This is a genomic window from Arthrobacter globiformis, from assembly GCF_003261175.1.
In the GTDB taxonomy this organism is placed as follows: Bacteria; Actinomycetota; Actinomycetes; order Actinomycetales; family Micrococcaceae; genus Arthrobacter; species Arthrobacter globiformis_A.
The window spans coordinates 62,512-83,201 of the sequence record NZ_QLNP01000042.1; the positions used below are offsets into that span (position 1 = coordinate 62,512).

Consider the following 20,690-nt stretch of genomic DNA (forward strand, 5'->3'; position numbering starts at 1 on the left):
GCCGGCGCTAGGCTCGCTCTGCCAGGACAAAACTTCAGCGACCAACCTTCAGCGAACAGCGTTCAACGAACAACCGGAGGCCATGTGTGGGATCCCGCCAAATACGTCCAGTTCGGCGACTACCGGCAGCGCCCGTTCTTTGACCTGACCGCCCGTGTCCTCGCCGACGCCCCGCGGCAGGTGGTGGACCTGGGCTGCGGCCCCGGGAACCTGACAGCCACGCTCGCGGCCCGCTGGCCCGACGCGCGCGTGGTGGGCCTGGATTCCTCAGCCGAGATGCTGGCAACAGCCGAACAGCACCGGCAGTCCACCCCGGGGCTGGAGTTCAGCCTCGGCGACATCGCTTCGTGGCTGCCTGCCGAGGACACCGACGTCGTGGTGAGCAACGCGGCGCTGCAGTGGGTACCGGGGCACCCCGAACTGCTGGCCGGCTGGCTGGAGGCGCTGAAGCCTGGCGCGTGGTTCGCCCTGCAGGTGCCGGGCAACTTCACGTCCGCATCCCACACCCTGATGCGCGACGTCGCAGAGTCGCCGAAGTGGGCCGGCAAACTTGCAGGCGTGCTGCGCCACGATGAGGCGGTGGCGCCGCCCGCACGCTACCTGGAGATCATGCTCGACGCCGGGTGCGCGGCAGACGCGTGGGAAACCACCTACCAGCAGGTGCTCACCGGCGACAACCCGGTGCTGGACTGGGTGCGGGGCGCGGGCCTGCGGCCAGTGCTGGCCGCGCTGTCGCCGGACGACGCCGCCGGGTTCGAGGCCGAATACGGAGCCCGGCTGACCAAGGCCTATCCGCCAACGCCGCACGGCACGATTTACCCGTTCCGCAGGATCTTTGCAGTGGCACGCAAGCTCTAGGGCAGCATGCACCCGGCTCGTGGCGCAACCCGCCCCGCAACCTCCCGCGCGGTCCGATGTGATCTGGCTTACAATGGCCAAGCGGTTATTGGGGGCCGACCCAGGCTCCCATACGCCCAGGCGATGGAGGAGGTGCGGTGCTTTTCGGCCTGATGCTCCGCCTCTTGGGCGAACACCGGACGGCTGTCTGGGCGATCATCGCCCTGCAGGTGGTGCAGACCGCGGGAAACCTGCTGTTGCCGACGCTGAACGCGAGCATCATCGACGACGGGATCCTCGCCAACCAGCCCGGGGTGATCCTGGGGCTCGGCGGCTGGATGATGGTGCTCACCGCCTTGCAGGCTGCGGCCGCCCTGGGCGCCGGGTACCTCGGGGCCGACGTCGCCATGAAGATCGGCCACCGGCTGCGGCGGGAGCTGTTCTCCCAGGTCCAGGCCATGTCGTCCCAGGAGATCGGGACGTTCGGCACGGCCAGCCTCGTGACCAGGTCCACCAACGACGTCCAGCAAATCCAGACTTTCGCGGTCCTGGTGTTCACCATGCTCGCAGCGGCGCCGGTCATGGGCATCGGCGGAATCATCCTGGCCGTCCAGCAAAATGCGGCACTGTCCGCCGTCGTCATTGTCATAGTCCCGCTGCTGGTGCTCATCATGTACCTGATCGTGCGCCGCCTCATCCCGCTCTACCGGACGGGGCAGGCACTCATCGACGGCATCACCCGGATCCTCCGCGAACAGATCATCGGCGTCAACGTCATCCGCGGCTTCGTCCGGCAGAAGCACGAGGCGGCCCGCTTCGCGGAAGCGAACCGGCGGCTGACCCGAAACAACCTCCAGTCCGCCCTCCTGGTGGCCGGCATGCTGCCGATGATCATGATCGTGGTGAACCTCTCCTCGGTGGCAGTGGTCTGGTTCGGCGGCCACCTGATCACAAGCGGCAGCATGGAGGTGGGCGCCCTCACAGCCTTCATCGCCTACATCCTGCAGATCCTGCTGGCCATCATGATGGCCATGTACGTACTCAGCACCGCACCGCGCGCGGCCGTCTGCGCCGAACGGATCCAGGATGTGCTGGATGTGACCCCGGCTCTGGGCCTGCCCGCCCCGGCGGAACGAGGCGGGGCCCGGTCCAGCGGCGGGGGAGTGGAGTTCAGCCACGTCTGGTTCGCCTACCCCGGCGCTGAGTCCCCCGTCCTGGCCGACATCTCCTTTACCGCAGTCCCGGGCACCACCACGGCCATCATCGGTGCCACCGGCAGCGGCAAGACCACACTGCTGAATCTCCTGCCACGGTTCCTGAATGCCACGTCCGGCGAAGTCCGGGTAGGGGGAACCGACGTCAGGACCCTGCCCGCCGGCCATCTGCGGGAGCGGATCTCACTGGTGCCGCAGCACTCCTATCTCTTCTCGGGCACCGTGGCGACCAATCTGCGCATGGCCGCGCCGGAGGCCACCGAGGACGAGTTGTGGCAGGCCCTGCAGCTGGCGCAGGCCGAGGACTTCGTGCGCCGGCTCCCGGACGGCCTCCAGGCAGCCGTCGCCCAGGGCGGGGCAGGGCTTTCGGGCGGGCAGCGGCAGCGGCTCTGCATCGCCCGCGCCATGCTCCGCGCCGCGGACCTCTACATCTTTGATGACAGTTTTTCCGCCCTGGACTATGCCACTGAGGCCGCGGTCCGGGAGGCACTGGCGCCCTTGCTGGAAGCAGCCACGGTGCTGATGGTGGCCGAGCGCATTCCCACCATCATGGGCGCGGACAGCATCCTGGTGCTGGAGGAGGGCCGGCTGGTTGCCCGGGGGACCCACGCCGAACTGCTGGTATCGTCGCCCACCTACCGGGAGATCGCCGAATCCCAGCTCGCCCTGGACGAACAGCCGTGAGCAGCGGGCGGCCATGAAGGGCACCCACGCGGCCAGGCGCACCACCGGCAGTTTCCTGCCGGCAGCCAAGCGCCTGCTGGGCCTGCTACGGCCGTCCAGGGGCAGGATGGCCCTGGCCGTCGCGGCCACCTGCGGTTTCGCCGCCCTCAATGTGGCGGCTCCCAAGCTCCTCGGCGACGCCACCGACGTCGTCGTCGACGGCTTCATGCATGGGACGTTCGACGCCGGCAGGCTGGCCGCCCTGCTGGGTGTGGTGTCGTTGATGTACGTCGGGACCTCCGTCTTCAACTGGGTCCAGGGCGTGCTGACCGCCCAAGCGGTGCAGCGGCTCGTCTTCAACCTCCGCGCCGCGGTCGAGGACAAGCTGCACCGCCTGCCGTCGTCGCACTTCCACGAACAGGCCAGGGGCGATGTCCTCAGCCGGGCCACGAACGACGTCGACAACATCTCCCAGGCACTCAACCAGCTGCTCACACAGCTGATCATGTCCGTGCTGATGCTGTGCGGCTCCCTGGCCATGATGCTGTGGATCTCGCCGCTGTTGGCCGCCATCGCCCTGGTCTCCGTTCCCGTGTCCACGCTGATAACAGTGTTCATGGCCCGCCAGTCCCAGGCCTATTTCGCCGCCCAGTGGTCATCCACCGGTGAGCTGAACGCCCACATCGAGGAATTCATCACCGGACACGAGGTGATCAAGGCGTTCGGGCAGCAGGACACGGCGTCGGCCATCTTCGGCCACGGCAACGACCGGCTGGCCCGCGCCAGCGCGCGCGCCCAGTTCGTCTCGGGAGCCGTGCAGCCGCTGATGGTTTTCGTCGCCAACCTCAACTACGTGGCCGTGGCCGTCGTGGGCGCCCTGCAGGTGACGGCCGGGGCAATGACCATCGGCGGCATCCAGGCGTTCATCCAGTTCAGCCGCCTGTTCACCCAGCCAATGGGGCAGATTGGCGGCATGCTCACGCTCATGCAGTCCTGCGCGGCCTCGGCTGAGCGGGTTTTCGCCCTGCTCGACGAGCCTGAGGTTCCACACGAGGACGGCGTTCCGGTCCGCCAGGAAAACCTGCGCGGCCGGATTGACTTCGAGGACGTCACCTTCGCGTACACCCCGGGGGTACCGGCCCTCAGCGGACTGTCCTTCTCCGTCCTGCCGGGCCAGACAGTGGCCATCGTTGGCCACACGGGTGCGGGCAAGACCACCGTGGTTAACCTCCTCATGCGCTTCTATGAACTGGACTCGGGCCGCATCACGATTGACGGCACGGACATCGCCACGGTCCCCGTGGACTCGCTGCGGTCCAATTTCGCCGTGGTCATGCAGGACGTCTGGCTGTTCAGCGGCACCGTGCGCGAAAACATCGAATACGGCTCCCCGGGGGCGGATGATGACCGTATCCTGGCAGCGGCCGAGGCCAGCCACGTGGACCACTTCGTGCGGTCGCTGCCCGCCGGCTACGGCACGCTCCTGGGAGACGACGGCGACTCGCTGAGCCAGGGCCAGCGGCAACTGATCACCATCGCCCGGGCCCGGCTCGCCGACCGGAGCGTCCTGATCCTGGACGAGGCAACGAGTTCCGTGGACACCCGGACCGAGATGCAGATTAAGCTCGCGATGAAGCGGCTGCGGCACGGCAAGACAAGCTTCATCATTGCGCACAGGTTGTCCACCGTGCGCGACGCTGATCTAATTCTGGTCATGGATCACGGACGCATTGTTGAACAGGGGACGCACAGCAGCCTGCTGTCCGTGGACGGCCATTACAGGCACCTGTATGAGGCCCAGTTCCGCGGCGCGGACCCCGAGCTCGGCGCCATCCGCCGGCACCGCGGCCGGCACGCCGCCGGCCAGCAGCGCTACCGGGAGTCAGGCCAGTGACCGCCGGCCATACCTTCCCGGGGCGGTGGAAACCGAACACCGCCAGCTCCGTGGCCCTCTTCGAGCAGCTGAGGCTGCATGTGATCGAGCAGGCGGACCAGGGGAAGCTTGCTCCCGGCACGCGGCTGCCGGCGGTGCGGAGCCTCGCCGAAACCCTCGGCGTCGCGCCACACACGGTGGCGCGGGCGTACAAGGAGCTCGAAGCTGCGGGCGTCGTCGCCACCAAGGGGCGCAACGGGACGGTGGTCTGCGCCCGCGACGAGCGTTGGGGGACGTTGTCCGTGGCCGCCGCAGACTATGCCGCGGCCGCCAAATCACAGGGCGCGTCGTTCGCCCAGGCCGTCCACCTGCTGGCTGCCGCCTACGACGCCGAGTAGCGGCGTGGCATAGCACACCCGCGTTTATATTCGAAGAAGTTTTCGACTAGCATTAGTGGGTGCCTAAAGCCGTAGCTGAAGAAACCGCTGTTGCCCCCTCCGCCGTCGTCCCCCTGAGCCCCGCCCAACCGGCGCGTCCGGATCTTTCCCGGCTGGTGGTCAAGGGCGCCCGTGAGCACAACCTCCGCAACGTCGACCTCGACCTGCCGCGTGACGCGATGATCGTTTTCACAGGTCTGTCCGGTTCGGGAAAGTCCTCGCTCGCCTTCGACACCATTTTCGCCGAGGGCCAGCGCCGCTACGTCGAATCGCTCTCGGCCTACGCCCGGCAGTTCCTGGGCCAGGTGGACAAACCCGACGTCGACTTCATCGAGGGCCTGTCGCCTGCGGTCTCGATCGACCAGAAGTCCACGAGCAAGAACCCGCGCTCCACCGTGGGCACCATCACCGAGATTTACGACTATATGCGCCTCCTGTGGGCGCGGGTGGGCCGTCCGCACTGCCCCGTCTGCGGTGAACCCGTCATCAAGCAGACCCCGCAGCAAATCGTGGACCAGCTGCTCGAACTGGAGGACGGGACCCGTTTCCAGATCCTCGCTCCGGTGGTCCGCGGCCGCAAGGGCGAGTTCGTGGACCTCTTCAAGGAGCTGACGGCGAAGGGCTATTCCCGCGCGCGGGTCGACGGTGACCTCGTCCAGCTGAGCGATCCGCCCAAGCTCGGCAAGCAGTTCAAGCACACCATCGAGGTGGTGGTGGACCGGCTCGTGGTCAAGGAGGGCATCCGGCAGCGGCTGACGGACTCCATCGAAACGGCGCTCGGCCTGGCCGAGGGGCGCGTCCTGGCCGACTTCGTCGACCTTGAGGCCGACGACGCGCACCGCACACGTGCCTTCTCGGAAAACCTGGCTTGCCCCAACGAGCACCCCCTGGCCATCGATGAGATCGAGCCCAGGTCCTTCTCGTTCAACAACCCGTTCGGTGCCTGCTCGGCCTGCAGCGGCATCGGCACCCGGCTGGAAGTCGACGAGGAACTGATCATTCCCAACCCGGAGCTTGCGCTGGAGGACGGGGCGATCGCGCCGTGGTCCCTGGGCACCGCCACCACCGAGTACTGGAACCGCCTGCTCGGCGGGCTCGCCAAGGAGCTCGGGTTTTCCATGACCACGCCGTGGCAGGACCTTCCCAGGGACATCCGGCAGACCGTCCTGCACGGCAAGGACCACAAGGTCGTGGTGCAGTACCGCAACCGGTTCGGCCGGGAGCGCAAGTACAGCACCGGCTTCGAAGGCGTGGTGCAGTACGTGCACCGCAAGCACACCGAAACCGAGTCCGACTACGCCCGGGACCGCTATGAGGAGTACATGCGGCAGATCCCCTGCCCCGCCTGCGACGGCGCGCGGCTGAACCCGGCGTCGCTCTCGGTTCTCATCAACGGCAAGTCCATCGCCGACGTCGCGCGTCTCCCCATGCGGGAATGCGCAGCATTCCTGGACAACCTCGTGCTGACCGGGCGTGAGGCGCAGATCGCCCACCAGGTCCTCAAGGAGATCCAGGCCCGCCTCACCTTCCTGCTGGACGTCGGCCTGGAGTACCTGAACCTGGAACGCCCCTCCGGCACCCTCTCCGGCGGCGAGGCCCAGCGCATCCGGCTGGCCACCCAGATCGGCTCGGGACTTGTGGGCGTCCTCTACGTCCTGGACGAGCCGTCCATCGGGTTGCACCAGCGGGACAACCGGCGCCTGATCGAAACCCTGACCCGGCTCCGTGACCTGGGCAACACCCTCATCGTGGTCGAACACGACGAGGACACCATCCACGAGGCCGACTGGATCGTGGACATCGGCCCAGGAGCCGGCGAGCACGGCGGACGGGTGGTCCATTCCGGGTCCTACAAGGCACTCCTGGAGAACACGGAGTCCCTCACCGGGGATTACCTCTCCGGCAGGAAGAGCATCGACATCCCCAAGAAGCGGCGCAAGTACGACAAGAAGCGCGAGCTGAAGGTGGTTGGGGCCCGCGAAAACAACCTCGTGAACGTTGATGCGGCATTCCCGCTGGGCCTGTTCACTGCGGTGACCGGTGTCAGCGGCTCCGGCAAATCCACCCTGGTCAACGAGATCCTGTACAAGGTGCTTGCGAACAAGCTCAACGGTGCCAAGCAGGTGGCGGGGCGGCACAAGACTGTCCAGGGGTTGGAGCACCTGGACAAGGTTGTACACGTCGACCAGAGCCCGATCGGCCGCACGCCGCGGTCGAACCCTGCAACGTACACCGGCGTGTTCGACAACATCCGCAAGCTCTTCGCGGAGACCACGGAGGCCAAGGTCCGCGGCTACCTCCCCGGACGGTTCTCCTTCAACGTCAAGGGCGGGCGGTGCGAAGCCTGCTCCGGTGACGGCACGCTGAAGATCGAAATGAACTTCCTGCCGGACGTCTACGTTCCCTGTGAGGTCTGCCATGGTGCGCGGTACAACCGGGAGACCCTCGAGGTGCATTACAAGGGCAAGACCATCGCCGACGTGCTGAACATGCCCATCGAGGAGGGAGCCGAATTCTTCGCTGCTTTCTCCCCGATTGCCCGCCACCTCAAGACACTCGTCGATGTCGGCCTCGGCTACGTCCGGCTCGGCCAGCCCGCCACCACGCTGTCCGGCGGTGAAGCGCAGCGCGTCAAGCTCGCGGCCGAACTCCAGAAGCGGTCCAACGGGCGCAGCGTCTACGTCCTGGACGAGCCCACCACCGGACTCCACTTCGAGGACATCCGGAAGCTGCTGATGGTGCTTCAGGGCCTCGTCGAGAAGGGCAACACGGTCATCACCATCGAGCACAACCTCGACGTCATCAAGAGCGCCGACTGGATCGTGGACCTTGGCCCTGACGGAGGCTCCGGCGGAGGCCGGATCATTGCCTCGGGTACCCCGGAGCAGGTCTCCAAGTCCTCGGAAAGCTACACCGCGAAGTTCCTGGCCGAAATTCTCTAACGCAACTCCGGCCCGCCAGATCAACTGGCGGGCCGCAGTCGTAGGCGTTCATTGGAGTTTTTGTCCAGATAGTGGCGACTAAACGCCTCGGAAGTCACGAGACGTGGGCTAAAACTCCAATTGCGGGCGGAAGTATTCCACGGAGGGCATACGAGTTTGAGCAGGCGTGCCATCGTGAGAAACTAGGCCGGTGACTTCAACAACAGTGCCCGTGATCTTCGACCTGGACGGCACTCTTGTCGATCCGGCCGGCGGGATAACAGACGGAATTGCCGCGGCCCTCACGGAACATGGCCTTCCTGTCCCCAGCCAGGACCTTCTAGACGCGATGGTGGGTCCCAAGCTGAGCGACTCGCTGCTGAACGTCGCGGCTGTTCCGCCAGCCATGCTCGAGGCTGTCATCCGGACATACCGGAGGCATTACCTGGACGTCGGTATTTCCCAGAGCCGCCTGTACCCGGGCATCGTCGACCTGCTGGACAGCTACGTGGATGCTGGGCGGCCCGTGGCTGTGGCGACGCAAAAGCCGGAAGGCCTTGCCCAGCTGGTGCTTCAACACCACCAGATTGCCGGCCGGTTCCGCGCCATCAGGGGGTCAGCCGCAGATGAGACCGCGGCCGCAGCCGGTCCGGTTGGCAAGACCGGCATCATCGCCGCCGCCATGACGGACCTCGGCACGCAGCACGCCGTGATGGTGGGTGACCGCGCGCAGGACGTGGCCGGAGCGCTGGCCAACGGACTCGATTGCATCGGCGTCAGCTGGGGCTTTGCGCCCGACGGCGAACTGGAGGCAGCGGGAGCTGTGGCTGTCGTACACGACACCGCCGGCCTGCGAGCCAAGGTCGAGGAGCTGGAGAACGTCCGCGCCGCAGCCCTGAGCGAGGTGCGCAACGATGGAGCTGTTTGACGGCGTCCGCTGGACGACGCGGACCCTCATCTCCGGCAGCTGCCGGCCAACCGTCATCGGGCTGGAGAATGTGCCCAAGAGCGGGCCGTTTATTGTGGCACCGAACCACCTCTCCTTTCTGGACAGCGTGATTGTCCAGGCGCTTATGCCCCGGCCCGTCGCGTTCTTTGCCAAGGCGGAGTACTTCACCACCAAGGGCATCAAGGGCCGCGTGATGAAGTCCTTCTTCGAGGCAGTCGGCTCCATTCCGGTCGAACGCGGGGAACAGGCAGCGAGCGTGCAGGCCCTCAAAACACTGCTGGACATCCTCGAGGACGGCAGGGGCATCGGCATTTACCCCGAGGGCACCCGGTCCCGCGACGGAATCCTGTATCGCGGCCGGACCGGCGTCGGATGGCTGGCCCTCACCACCGGCGCCCCGGTGATCCCGGTGGGACTGATCGGCACCGAGAAGCTGCAGCCCGCCGGCCGCAACGCGGTGAAACCCCAGCACTTCATCATGAAGGTGGGGGAGCCGATCTACTTCGACAAGACCGGCCCGGACCATTCCCTCCCCGCCAGGCGCCAGGTGACCGACCGGATCATGGACGCCATCGCCGAGCTCAGCGGCCAGGAGCGCTCCACCAGCTACAACCAGAGCAAGGTCATCGAGTAGGCGCTGCTTTCCGGGCGGTTCCGTCAAAATGGCCCGCGGCAATCCGCAGCCCCGTACCTCAGTAGACTGGAATCGTGGCAGATCCATCAAGTTATAGACCCCAGACGGGTGAGATTCCGACCAATCCGGGGGTTTACAGGTTCAGGGATCCCCATGGCCGGGTTATCTACGTCGGCAAGGCCAAGAACCTCCGGTCGCGCCTGAATTCGTACTTCGCGAACCCGGCAGGGCTGCTGCCCAAGACCCACGCCATGGTGTACGCGGCCAGCAGCGTCGAGTGGACGGTAGTGGGCAGCGAGCTGGAATCCCTCCAGCTGGAATACACCTGGATCAAGGAATTCAAGCCTCGGTTCAACGTGGTTTTCCGTGACGACAAGACGTATCCGTACCTCGCCGTCACCATGGGCGAGAAGCTGCCGCGCGTGCAGGTCATGCGCGGCGAGCGGCGGAAGGGCACCCGGTACTTCGGGCCCTACACGGCCGGCGCCATCCGCGAAACCATGGACACCCTGCTGCGGGTCTTTCCGGTGCGCAGCTGCAGCGCTGGCGTGCTGAAGCGTGCCCAGGCCAGCGGCCGGCCCTGCCTGCTGGGCTACATCGACAAATGCTCGGCCCCCTGCGTCGGTCGCGTCACAGCCGAGGAACACCGCGCCCTGGCCGAGGACTTCTGCGCCTTCATGGGAGGCGAGGCCAAGCGGTTCATCGCCCGGCTCGAAAAGGAGATGGGTGCCGCCGTCGCCATCCTTGACTACGAGCGCGCCGCCCGGCTGCGTGATGACATCACCGCCCTCCGGAAGGTCTTCGAGCGGAACGCCGTGGTGCTGGCCGAGGACACCGACGCCGACGTTTTCGCCCTACACGAGGATGAGCTCGAAGCGGCCGTCCAGGTGTTCCACGTCCGGGGCGGACGGGTCCGCGGCCAGCGCGGCTGGGTGGTCGAGAAGGTGGAGGACTTCACCACCCCCGACCTCGTCGAACACCTCCTCCAGCAGGTCTACGGCGAGGACGCTGAGATCCAGGGGCGGCTTCCCCGTGAGGTGCTGGTGCCTGTCGAGCCGAGCAATGCGCAGGATTTGGCGGAGTGGCTCGGCGGCCTCCGCGGCGCCAAGGTGGACATCCGCGTTCCGCAGCGCGGGGACAAGGCCGCCCTCATGTCCACGGTCCGCGAGAATGCCGAACACGCACTGCGGCTCCACAAGACCCGCCGGGCCGGCGACCTGACCGTCCGGTCGCAGGCGCTGCAGGAACTCCAGGAGGCCCTGGAGCTCCCAGTCCCGCTCCTGCGCATCGAATGCTACGACGTCTCCCACGTCCAGGGCACCAATGTGGTGGCCTCCATGGTGGTGGTGGAGGACGGGCTGCCCAAGAAATCCGATTACCGCAAGTTCTCCATCACCGGTGCCGCAGCCGCGGACGACACCGCTGCGATGCATGATGTCCTGACGCGGCGTTTCCGGCACTACCTGGTGGACAAGACGGCCCAGGTTGAAGCCGCCGAACTGGTCGCGACGCCGGCTGGTCCGGCCATCCCGGCATCCGTCGGCACGGGACCGGCCGACGCCGGGACCGGGGAAGCTTCACTGTCCGACACCACCACGCCGGCGCCGCGTGCGAAATTCGCCTACCCGCCCAACCTCGTGGTGGTGGATGGCGGCAAGCCCCAGGTGAACGCGGCTGCCCGGGCACTGGAGGCGCTGGGCGTCGACGACGTCTACGTCGTCGGGCTCGCCAAGCGCCTCGAGGAGGTCTGGCTGCCGGACAGCGACTTTCCGGTCATCCTGCCCCGCTCCTCGCAGGGCCTCTACATGCTGCAGCGCATCCGCGATGAGGCGCACCGCTTCGCCATCTCGTTCCACCGGCAAAAGCGCGGCAAGGCGATGACCGTCTCAGCCCTCGACGGCGTGCCCGGGCTGGGTGATTCCAAGAGGAAGGCCCTGCTCGCCCACTTCGGATCGGTCAAGAAGATCAAGGCGGCATCGGCGGCGGACCTGACCGCGGCCAAGGGTGTCGGCCCGGCGCTGGCCGCGGCCATTGTCACCCACTTCAGTGCGGGCGGCGCGGGCGGTGACTCGGACGAGTCCGTTCCGGCGATCAACATGACCACCGGGGAAGTGCTGGAAACTTAGCCCGTGCCCGGAAACTTGGTTAGGGTAAGTACGGGAAATCGGCGTGTGCCGCAAACAGCAACCCGCGCATAAACTGCGCGCAGGAAGCAACAGCAGGAATGAGGCTGGAATCAATGGCAGAGTCGACGGCGGAGTCCAGCACGGAAGAGGACGGCCTGACACCGGTCAAGCCCGCCGAAGCGGAACTGCTCATCGTGACCGGAATGTCCGGCGCAGGCCGCAGCACCGCCTCCGATGCGCTGGAGGACCACGGCTGGTACGTCGTCGAAAACCTGCCGCCGCAGATGCTGGGGACGCTGGCTGAACTCGTGTCCCACGCCCCGCAGTCCATTCCCAAACTTGCCGTGGTGATGGACGTGCGCAGCAAGGCGCTGTTTGCCGACATCCGCGCCGCGCTCCGCGCCCTCGAAGTCAGCGGGGTCACCTTCCGGGTGCTGTTCCTCGATGCCAGCGACGACGTCCTGGTCCGCCGCTTCGAACAGGGCCGGCGCCCGCACCCGCTGCAGGGCGGCGGCAGGATCCTGGACGGCATCGCCGCAGAACGTGAACTCCTCAAGGAACTGCGCGACTCCTCGGACCTCGTCCTGGACACCTCGTCCCTGAACGTCCACGGTCTCGCCACCGCGATCACCGAACTGTTCACCGAAACCGGCCCCATCGCAATCCGCCTGAACATCATGAGTTTCGGCTTCAAATACGGGCTACCCGTGGACGCCAACTATGTGGCCGACGTCAGGTTCATTCCAAACCCGCACTGGGTGCCGGCGCTCCGGCCGCACACCGGCCTTGACCAGGACGTCAGCGAGTACGTCCTCGGAGCCGAAGGCGTGCCGAACTTTGTGGAGCGCTACGTTCTCGCGCTGGAACCTGTCCTGGAGGGCTACCGCCGGGAGAACAAGCACTACGCCACCATCGCCGTCGGATGCACTGGCGGAAAGCACCGCTCCGTGGCGGTCGCGATGGAACTCTCCAAGCGGCTCGCGCAATATCCGCGGGTGACCGTGACCACGACGCACCGGGACCTGGGCCGCGAGTAATGGGGGTTCTTACCGGCCCGCTGCCCCTGATTCCGCCGGCCGGCCTGACCGGTTCCCAACAGGACAAGGGACCCACCGTCGTCGCGCTCGGCGGCGGCCACGGCCTCTCGGCCTCCCTTTCGGCACTGCGGCTGCTTACTTCTGAACTGACCGCGGTGGTCACCGTGGCGGACGACGGCGGGTCCTCCGGCCGTCTCCGCGAGGAGTACGGCGTCCTTCCGCCCGGTGATCTCCGAATGGCCCTGTCCGCTCTCTGCGACGACACGGACTGGGGCCGCACTTGGCGCGACGTCATGCAGCACCGGTTCCGGTCCGCCCGCGGCGGCGCCTCCCTGGACGAACACGCCATGGGAAACCTGCTGATCGTCACGCTCTGGGAACTGCTGGGGGACGCGGTGGCCGGCCTGAAGTGGGCCGGTGCGCTGCTCGGCGCCCGCGGACAGGTTCTTCCCATGTCCACCGTTCCGCTCACCATCGAGGGCGATGTCCGCGTGACCGCCCCGGACGGCAGCAGTACGGTTACCACCATCACGGGGCAGGCCCGCTGCGCCGTGGCCGGTTCGCTGGAGAGCGTCCGGCTGCTTCCCGAGCAGGCTCCGGCATGCGTTGAGGCCCTGACCGCTATCGAGCTTGCCGACTGGGTGGTGCTGGGTCCCGGCTCCTGGTACACCTCCGTGCTCCCGCATCTGTTGCTGCCGGAAATGCGGCAGGCGCTCTGCGATACGCCGGCCAAGCGCTGCCTCACCATGAACCTAGCCATGGACACCAAGGAAACCTCCGGCATGTCTGCCGCGGACCATCTTCACGTCCTGCGCGATTACGCGCCGGAGTTCAGCGTGGACGTGGTGCTCGCGGACCCGGCCTCCGTTTCGGACCTTGCCGAGTTTGAGCGGGCAGCGGGGATGATCGGCGCCGAGGTTGTCTTGGGTAGAGTAGGGGCTTCGGGCCGGCGACCGGTCCATGACCCCTTGCGGCTGGCTACGGCCTACCAGGATATTTTCGGGAATAGTTAGGAAAGGTGCCATGGCACTGACAGCATCAGTCAAGGAAGAACTCTCCCGCCTGGACATCAAGAAATCATCAGTCCGCAAGGCTGAGGTCTCGGCCATGCTCCGCTTCGCCGGGGGACTGCACATCATCTCGGGCCGGATCGTCATCGAGGCCGAGGTGGATCTGGCTTCCACCGCCCGGCGCTTGCGCGCCGCCATCGCCGAGGTCTACGGGCACCAGAGCGAGATCATTGTCGTCTCCGGCAGCGGCCTGCGCCGCGGCAGCCGGTACGTGGTCCGCGTCGTCCGCGACGGCGAGGCGCTGGCCCGGCAGACCGGCCTTCTTGACGGCCGGGGACGGCCTGTGCGCGGGCTGCCGTCCGTCGTCGTCAACGGCTCAGCGGCTGACGCCGAAGCGGTGTGGCGGGGCGCCTTCCTGGCGCACGGCTCACTCACGGAACCCGGCCGGTCCTCGTCCATGGAGGTCACCTGCCCCGGTCCGGAATCCGCCCTCGCACTGGTCGGCGCCGCCCGGCGGCTGGGGATCCAAGCCAAGGCCAGGGAAGTCAGGGGAGTGGACCGCGTCGTTATCCGCGACGGCGACACCATAGCCGCGCTGCTCACCCGGATGGGGGCCCACGACGCACTCATGGTCTGGGAAGAGCGGCGCATGCGCAAGGAAGTGCGGGCCACTGCGAACCGCCTCGCCAACTTCGACGACGCCAACCTCCGCCGCTCCGCGCAGGCCGCCGTGGCCGCCGGCGCCCGGGTGGACCGGGCCCTGGAGATCCTCGGCGACGACGTTCCGGACCACCTCAAGTACGCCGGCGAACTCCGGGTGGCCCACAAGCAGGCCAGCCTCGATGAACTTGGCCGGCTCGCGGATCCGCCCATGACGAAGGACGCCATCGCCGGGCGCATCCGCCGGCTGCTGGCCATGGCGGACAAACGCGCCTCGGATCTTGGCATCCCGGGCACGGATGCCAATGTGACGCCGGAAATGCTGGACGAGTAAACGGCGCCCATAGAATCAAGACCAGGTGGCGGCTGTTGCCGCCATGGGAGTTTTCCGGATGACCCGTCATCCGGGATGCACAATCCGAGAGTTAGCAAAACCGGACAAACTGTCCACGACATTGGAGGATTTTGTGACCGAGTACGTTCTGCCCGAACTCAGCTACGACTACGCAGCGCTCGAGCCCCACATCTCTGCACGGATCATGGAGCTGCACCACAGCAAGCACCACGCCGCGTACGTGACGGGCGCAAACAACGCGCTGGCCCAGCTGGCCGAGGCACGCGAAAAGGGCGACTTCGCCAACATCAACCGCCTTTCCAAGGACCTGGCCTTCCACACCGGCGGCCACGTCAACCACTCCGTGTTCTGGAACAACCTCTCCCCGGACGGAGGCGACAAGCCTGAAGGTGAGCTCGCCGCTGCCATCGACGACGCCTTCGGTTCGTTCGATGCCTTCCGCGCCCAGTTCTCCGCAGCTGCTCTCGGCCTGCAGGGTTCCGGCTGGGGCTTCCTGGCCTACGAGCCCATCGGTGGCAACCTCGTCATCGAGCAGCTTTACGACCAGCAGGGCAACGTCGCGCTGGGCACCACCCCGCTGCTGATGCTGGACATGTGGGAGCACGCCTTCTACCTGGACTACGTCAACGTCAAGGCTGACTACGTCAAGGCATTCTGGAACATCGTCAACTGGGCCGATGTGTCCGCCCGGTTCGCCGCGGCACGCGCGAACGCAACGGGTCTCATCACCCTCTAAGTGTGATCCCGCATACACATAGCAGTAACAAACTTCACATTCGGCCACTTTAGGGCCGAATTCTGGACGGTCCGCCCCCGCACTTGCGGGGGCGGACCTACTTAAACGTAAGATGGATCACGGAAGGCGGTTAGCCTTCAGCAATGAGGCTGGTCGCCCTCCGATCTGAAAAATATCTCTGCCCAATGGCGTGCGGGATCTGTTAGTTGGCTTGAACGCCCGCTTAACTAGTTGTGCTTCCAAGGCACAAAGGAGACAAAAAGTGACCACCCGTATTGGTATCAACGGCTTCGGCCGCATCGGCCGCAACTACTTCCGCGCTGCACTTGCTCAGGGTGCGGACCTTGAGATCGTTGCCGTCAACGACCTCACGAGCCCCGAGGCACTGGCCCACCTGCTCAAGTACGATTCCGTCGGCGGACGCCTGGCCGAGACCATCGAGGTCAAGGAAGGCAACCTCGTCGTCAACGGCAACGCCATCAAGGTCCTGGCCGAGCGCGACCCCGCCAACCTCCCCTGGAAGGACCTCGGCGTCGACATCGTCATCGAGTCCACCGGTTTCTTCACCAAGGCAGCTGCCGCCAAGAAGCACATCGAGGCCGGCGCCAAGAAGGTCCTGATTTCCGCCCCCGCCTCGGACGAGGACATCACCATCGTGATGGGCGTCAACGACGGCCTGTACGACCCCGAGAACCACCACATCATCTCCAACGCTTCCTGCACCACCAACTGCCTCGGCCCGCTGGCCAAGGTTGTCAACGACACCTTCGGCATCGAGCGCGGCCTGATGACCACCGTCCACGCCTACACCGCGGACCAGAACCTGCAGGACGGCCCGCACAACGACCTCCGCCGTGCACGCGCCGCCGCCATCAACATGGTCCCCACCTCCACCGGTGCCGCCAAGGCCATCGGCCTGGTTCTGCCGGAGCTCAAGGGCAAGCTGGACGGCTACGCCATCCGCGTTCCGGTCCCCACCGGCTCCGCAACCGACCTCACCGTCACGGTCTCCCGCGAGACCACCGTCGAGGAAGTCAACGCCGCGCTCAAGAAGGCTGCAGAGTCCGATGAGTGGCAGGGCATCCTGACCTACACCGACGCCCCGATCGTCTCTTCGGACATCGTCGGCGATCCCGCCTCGTCCATCTTTGACTCCGGTTTGACCAAGGTTATTGGCAACCAGGTCAAGGTTGTTTCCTGGTATGACAACGAATGGGGCTACTCAAACCGCCTCGTTGACCTCACGGAGCTTGTCGCGGCAAAGCTGGGCTAGGGTTAGCTACATGACATCTCACACCCTCAACGAACTGATCGCTGAAGGTGTCCGCGGGCGGTACATTCTGGTTCGAAGTGACCTGAATGTGCCGCTCGACGGCTCTACAGTCACTGACGACGGCCGCATTCGGGCCTCACTGCCAGTGCTGGGAAAGCTCACGGACGCCGGTGCCCGCGTGCTGGTAACAGCCCACCTTGGCCGCCCCAAGGGCGCCCCTGAAGACAAGTACTCGCTCAAGCCGGCGGTTGCCCGCCTGGCCGAGCTGGCCTCCTTCCCCGTCTCCCTCGCGGACGACACGGTAGGGTCCTCCGCCAAGGAGCAGGCAGCTGCGCTGCAGGACGGCCAGGTCCTGGTGCTCGAGAACGTGCGGTTCGACGCACGCGAGACCAGCAAGGACGAGGCCGAGCGTGGCGCTTTCGCCGACGAACTGGTGGGACTCACCGGCGACAACGGTGCTTTTGTGAACGACGCCTTTGGCGCCATCCACCGCAAGCACGCCAGCGTTTACGACGTCGCCACCCGGCTCCCGTCGTATCTCGGCGACCTTGTGGCCACCGAAGTGGAGGTCCTCCGCAAGCTGACCGCAGACACCCAGCGTCCCTACGTTGTGGTCCTCGGCGGTTCGAAGGTTTCGGACAAGCTCGCGGTCATCGACAACCTGCTCGGCAAGGCTGACACCATCCTGGTCGGCGGCGGCATGCTGTTCACGTTCCTGGCAGCCCAGGGCCACAAGGTCGCCGGCAGCCTGCTGGAAGAGGACCAGATCCCGGTCGTCCAGGACTACCTCAAGCGCGCAGCCGACGCCGGCACCGAGTTCGTGATCCCCACGGACGTCGTGGTGGCAGCCAAGTTCGCCGCCGACGCCGACCACGAAACGGTCAGCGCCGACGCCATCGAAGGCAGCAGCTTCGGGGCCCAGGGCATCGGCCTGGACATCGGACCCGAGTCTGCCCGGGCGTTCGCCGAGCAAATCAAGGGCGCCAAGACAGTGTTCTGGAACGGCCCCATGGGCGTCTTCGAGTTCGAGGCGTTCTCCGCTGGCACCCGTGCCATCGCCCAGGCGCTGACGGAGACGGATGCGTTCACGGTGGTGGGCGGCGGCGACTCCGCGGCTGCGGTCCGCACCCTCGGCTTCGCCGATGACCAGTTCGGACACATTTCCACCGGCGGCGGCGCCAGCCTGGAATACCTTGAAGGCAAGGAACTTCCCGGCCTGAGCGTTCTGGACCGCTAAAGACATACCAGCCGGCAGGGCACCTTTCGCACCGCGAAGGCGCCCTGCCGGCTGTTCACATGATCAGCACATTTGACCGGCACTTTTGGAGAACAACGTGACTACGTCAACCAACGGCACCTTTGACCGCACGCCTTTGATCGCAGGCAACTGGAAGATGAACATGGACCACGTCCAGGGCATCACCCTCCTGCAGAAGCTGGCCTGGACACTGTCCGACGCCAAGCACGACTACAGCCGCGTGGAAGCCGCTGTCTTCCCGCCTTTCACCGACCTCCGCGGCGTGCAGACCCTTGTCCAGGGCGACGACCTCGACATCGCCTACGGTGGCCAGGACCTGTCCCAGTTCGACTCCGGTGCGTACACCGGTGACATCTCCGGCCAGTTCCTGAACAAGCTCGGCTGCAAGTACGTCCTCGTGGGCCACAGCGAACGCCGGACCATCCACGCTGAGTCGGACGAAGTCCTGAATGCCAAGGTCAAGGCGGCCTACCGCCACAACCTCATCCCCGTCCTCTGCGTCGGGGAGGGCCTGGAGATCCGCCAGGCCGGCACCCACGTCCAGCACACCCTGGATCAGCTCCGCGCCGACGTCGAAGGCCTCACCGCCGAGCAGGCGGCCGAGCTCGTCGTCGCCTATGAGCCCGTCTGGGCCATCGGCACCGGTGAGGTTGCAGGCCCGGAGGACGCCCAGGAAATGTGTGCCGCGATCCGTGCCGAGCTCACCGAACTGTTCGACGCCGACGTGGCCGGCAAGGTCCGTCTGCTGTACGGCGGTTCGGTCAAGGCCAGCAACGTCGCCGCCATCCTCAAGGAGCGTGACGTCGATGGCGTGCTGGTGGGCGGTGCCAGCCTTGATCCCGCTGAGTTTGCTAATATTGTGAAGTTCGAGAGCCACCTCGTAACGGACTAGTCCGTTCATCTGGCACGCTCCCGCATCCACCAACTTTGGAAAGGCCGTCGTGGACGTTCTTCATGTGATTCTGCAGATCCTGCTGGGCATTACCAGCCTTCTGCTGACCCTGCTCATCCTGCTCCACAAGGGACGCGGCGGCGGCCTCTCGGACATGTTCGGCGGCGGAATGAGCTCGGGGCTGTCCTCGTCCGGCGTTGCTGAACGCAACCTCAACAGGTTCACCATCATCCTCGGAATCACCTGGGGCGTGGTCATCATCGCCCTCGGTCTCCTGATGCGCTTCACAGGTGTGGCTGACTCCTAGCGCCTAGGCAGCCGGCCAGCACGAAAAGCCCGGCCCGACCAGGATCCTTTCCTGATTGGGCCGGGCTTTTTCCTGCCGCGAGGGTGAACTCCGGACTAAACTGTGGCTATCGGATCTAACGGCAGCGCCGCCATTAGTAGCGAGGGAGTTCCCATGGTGCATTCCTCTTCAGGATTCCGCGGCACCCGCGTGGGTGTCATTCAAGGGGCCGGATTGAAGAACCAGGGGGATGATCCTCTCGGGGAGCCCCTGCCGCGTATTTGTGTCTCCTATTGGTGCGCCATGGGACACGAGACGCGGCCTGTTTTTCTTAAGCTGCCGGACGACCAGATTCCGGATGTGTGGGACTGCCGCCAGTGCGGCCGGCCGTCGTCGCGCAACCCCGGTGCCGGGCTACCCGGCGAAGCCCAGGAAGAAGGCTTCAAAAGCCATCTGGATTACGTTAAAGAAAGACGCTCCAGCCAAGACGCCGAAGACGTCCTGGCTGGAGCGTTGAGGCGGCTAAGAGCCAGCCGGCGCCTTCCTGACTAGCTGCTCGGGTACGCGCGAGGCTGCGTTTTCGTCGATCAGCCACAGCGTCCGGGACCGGCCTGCCGGCCCGGCCGCGGGCACCTGCACGGGATTGGCTCCGGCCAGGGCCAGGCCCACCGCACCGGCCTTGTCCTCGCCTGCAACCACCATCCACACCTCCGCCGAGGTGTTGATGGCCGGCAGGGTCAGCGAAATGCGCTCGGGCGGGGGCTTGGGGGAGTTGCGCACTCCCACCACAGTCAGTTGCTTCTCGCGGATGCCGCCCTGCTCCGGGAACAGGGACGCCACGTGGGCGTCCGGGCCTACGCCCAGCAGGACGACGTCGAACCGGGGAAGCCGGCCGGGCTCCTCGGGACGGTCGTCCGAAGCATCCGCGGCATGCTCGGCAGCTGCCGCATCACTGAGGCGTTGTGCGTAGTCCTCTGCAGCCTGTTCAGGCGTTTCAAAGTCATCCGTCGAGCCGGGCACGTGGACGCGCTCGGGATCAGCGTTAATGTGCTTCAGGAGAGCTTCCTGGGCCTGGAGCGCGTTGCGGTCCGGGTCCTGCGAGCCGACGAAGCGCTCGTCGCCCCACCAGAAGTTCACTTTGGCCCAGTCCACCGCGGGAGCGGCAGGGGAGTCCGCTACTGCCTTCAGCGTTCCGATGCCCACCGTGCCTCCGGTAAGCACCACCGTTGCTTCACCGAACCGGTCCTGCACATCCACGAGCTTGGTGATCAGTCGGGCCGCAATGGCGGCCATGAGTACGGAAGAGTCAGGATGGATGCTTACTCTGGGCTCAGCGCTCACTGGGACGGACACTCCTTAGATTGGTACGTGGCAGTCCAATAGTAATCACTTCGCCGAACACCTCGTCGGGGTCGAGGCGGCGGAGTTCTTCTGCGAGGCAGTCGCGGAGGCTGCGTCGTGGGAGGGAGATGCGTTGTGCGGGTTGGCCGGGTTGGGTGAGTTCGGCGATGGAGAGGCCGGGGCGGAAG

General features: G+C 66.1%; 19 protein-coding genes. 17 read left to right on the top strand and 2 right to left on the bottom strand.

Translation table 11 applies throughout. The features are described 5' to 3' along the window. The first annotated feature begins 84 nt into the window (after positions 1-84). The 17 genes from DBZ45_RS03680 to DBZ45_RS03760 all read left to right on the top strand — a co-directional run bounded on the left by DBZ45_RS03680 (position 85) and on the right by DBZ45_RS03760 (position 19,713). On the top strand, positions 85-858 hold the full coding sequence (locus DBZ45_RS03680; protein WP_111902612.1) for a trans-aconitate 2-methyltransferase: 774 nt from the start codon (positions 85-87) through the stop codon (positions 856-858). Between the two features lie 137 nt (positions 859-995). Next, the gene (locus DBZ45_RS03685; RefSeq protein ID WP_440130494.1) at positions 996-2,735 is read left to right on the top strand and encodes an ABC transporter ATP-binding protein; all 1,740 of its coding nucleotides are present in this window, start codon (positions 996-998) and stop codon (positions 2,733-2,735) included. Between the two features lie 13 nt (positions 2,736-2,748). Beyond that, positions 2,749-4,608, top strand: coding sequence for an ABC transporter ATP-binding protein (locus DBZ45_RS03690; protein ID WP_111902613.1), 1,860 nt, complete (start codon positions 2,749-2,751; stop codon positions 4,606-4,608). Next, positions 4,605-4,985, top strand: coding sequence for a GntR family transcriptional regulator (locus DBZ45_RS03695; protein WP_111902614.1), 381 nt, complete (start codon positions 4,605-4,607; stop codon positions 4,983-4,985). Before DBZ45_RS03690 ends, DBZ45_RS03695 begins: the two co-directional genes overlap by 4 nt. A gap of 59 nt (positions 4,986-5,044) precedes the next feature. Continuing rightward, complete coding sequence (gene uvrA / locus DBZ45_RS03700) at positions 5,045-7,966, top strand: excinuclease ABC subunit UvrA (RefSeq protein ID WP_111902615.1); 2,922 nt, start codon at positions 5,045-5,047, stop codon at positions 7,964-7,966. A 190-nt stretch (positions 7,967-8,156) separates the two neighbouring features. Next, positions 8,157-8,873 (top strand): HAD hydrolase-like protein, encoded by a 717-nt coding sequence (locus tag DBZ45_RS03705; RefSeq protein WP_111902616.1) that lies wholly within the window; start codon positions 8,157-8,159, stop codon positions 8,871-8,873. Next, on the top strand, positions 8,860-9,528 hold the full coding sequence (locus DBZ45_RS03710) for a lysophospholipid acyltransferase family protein (RefSeq protein ID WP_102974291.1): 669 nt from the start codon (positions 8,860-8,862) through the stop codon (positions 9,526-9,528). The genes DBZ45_RS03705 and DBZ45_RS03710 overlap by 14 nt, the downstream gene beginning before the upstream one ends. Before the next feature lie 74 nt (positions 9,529-9,602). Then, positions 9,603-11,654, top strand: coding sequence for an excinuclease ABC subunit UvrC (uvrC, locus tag DBZ45_RS03715; protein ID WP_111902617.1), 2,052 nt, complete (start codon positions 9,603-9,605; stop codon positions 11,652-11,654). A 113-nt stretch (positions 11,655-11,767) separates the two neighbouring features. Further along, positions 11,768-12,691: an RNase adapter RapZ gene (gene rapZ, locus DBZ45_RS03720; RefSeq protein ID WP_111902628.1), complete on the top strand. Its 924-nt coding sequence runs from the start codon at positions 11,768-11,770 to the stop codon at positions 12,689-12,691. Continuing rightward, on the top strand, positions 12,691-13,704 hold the full coding sequence (locus DBZ45_RS03725; protein ID WP_111902618.1) for a gluconeogenesis factor YvcK family protein: 1,014 nt from the start codon (positions 12,691-12,693) through the stop codon (positions 13,702-13,704). Before rapZ ends, DBZ45_RS03725 begins: the two co-directional genes overlap by 1 nt. 10 nt (positions 13,705-13,714) lie before the next feature. Continuing rightward, a complete protein-coding gene (gene whiA, locus DBZ45_RS03730) occupies positions 13,715-14,695 on the top strand; it encodes a DNA-binding protein WhiA (protein ID WP_003805560.1) in 981 nt (326 codons plus the stop codon). 133 nt (positions 14,696-14,828) lie between these two features. Next, entirely contained in the window at positions 14,829-15,452 is a 624-nt protein-coding gene (locus DBZ45_RS03735; RefSeq protein WP_076803204.1) for a superoxide dismutase, read from the top strand. Positions 15,453-15,714: 262 nt separating this feature from the next. Then, complete coding sequence (gene gap / locus DBZ45_RS03740; RefSeq protein ID WP_102974296.1) at positions 15,715-16,725, top strand: type I glyceraldehyde-3-phosphate dehydrogenase; 1,011 nt, start codon at positions 15,715-15,717, stop codon at positions 16,723-16,725. A gap of 10 nt (positions 16,726-16,735) precedes the next feature. After that, positions 16,736-17,962, top strand: a complete 1,227-nt coding sequence (locus DBZ45_RS03745; RefSeq protein WP_111902619.1) for a phosphoglycerate kinase — start codon at positions 16,736-16,738, stop codon at positions 17,960-17,962. A 97-nt stretch (positions 17,963-18,059) separates the two neighbouring features. After that, complete coding sequence (gene tpiA, locus DBZ45_RS03750) at positions 18,060-18,875, top strand: triose-phosphate isomerase (RefSeq protein ID WP_111902620.1); 816 nt, start codon at positions 18,060-18,062, stop codon at positions 18,873-18,875. Positions 18,876-18,924: 49 nt separating this feature from the next. Further along, positions 18,925-19,182 carry a preprotein translocase subunit SecG gene (secG, locus tag DBZ45_RS03755; RefSeq protein WP_111902621.1) on the top strand — a complete coding sequence of 86 codons (258 nt, stop codon included), beginning with the start codon at positions 18,925-18,927 and terminating at the stop codon, positions 19,180-19,182. 153 nt (positions 19,183-19,335) lie between these two features. Then, entirely contained in the window at positions 19,336-19,713 is a 378-nt protein-coding gene (locus tag DBZ45_RS03760) for an RNA polymerase-binding protein RbpA (RefSeq protein ID WP_111902622.1), read from the top strand. Here the strand turns inward: DBZ45_RS03760 and pgl are convergent. Next, positions 19,684-20,502, bottom strand: a complete 819-nt coding sequence (gene pgl / locus DBZ45_RS03765) for a 6-phosphogluconolactonase (RefSeq protein WP_111902623.1) — start codon at positions 20,500-20,502, stop codon at positions 19,684-19,686. The genes DBZ45_RS03760 and pgl overlap by 30 nt on opposite strands. Then, positions 20,492-20,690: OpcA/G6PD domain-containing protein (locus DBZ45_RS03770; RefSeq protein WP_190242991.1), on the bottom strand; the 199-nt coding region annotated here is incomplete at its 5' end. The genes DBZ45_RS03770 and pgl, both read right to left, overlap by 11 nt.

What these genes read in the sequence shown, in the direction of transcription:
- DBZ45_RS03690 (WP_111902613.1), top strand. Translation starts at nt 2,749, where the DNA reads ATGAAGGGCACCCACGCGGCCAGGCGCACCACCGGCAGTTTCCTGCCG.
- DBZ45_RS03710 (WP_102974291.1), top strand. Translation starts at nt 8,860, where the DNA reads ATGGAGCTGTTTGACGGCGTCCGCTGGACGACGCGGACCCTCATCTCC.
- rapZ (WP_111902628.1), top strand. Translation starts at nt 11,768, where the DNA reads ATGGCAGAGTCGACGGCGGAGTCCAGCACGGAAGAGGACGGCCTGACA.
- DBZ45_RS03725 (WP_111902618.1), top strand. Translation starts at nt 12,691, where the DNA reads ATGGGGGTTCTTACCGGCCCGCTGCCCCTGATTCCGCCGGCCGGCCTG.
- whiA (WP_003805560.1), top strand. Translation starts at nt 13,715, where the DNA reads ATGGCACTGACAGCATCAGTCAAGGAAGAACTCTCCCGCCTGGACATC.
- DBZ45_RS03745 (WP_111902619.1), top strand. Translation starts at nt 16,736, where the DNA reads ATGACATCTCACACCCTCAACGAACTGATCGCTGAAGGTGTCCGCGGG.
- DBZ45_RS03760 (WP_111902622.1), top strand. Translation starts at nt 19,336, where the DNA reads ATGGTGCATTCCTCTTCAGGATTCCGCGGCACCCGCGTGGGTGTCATT.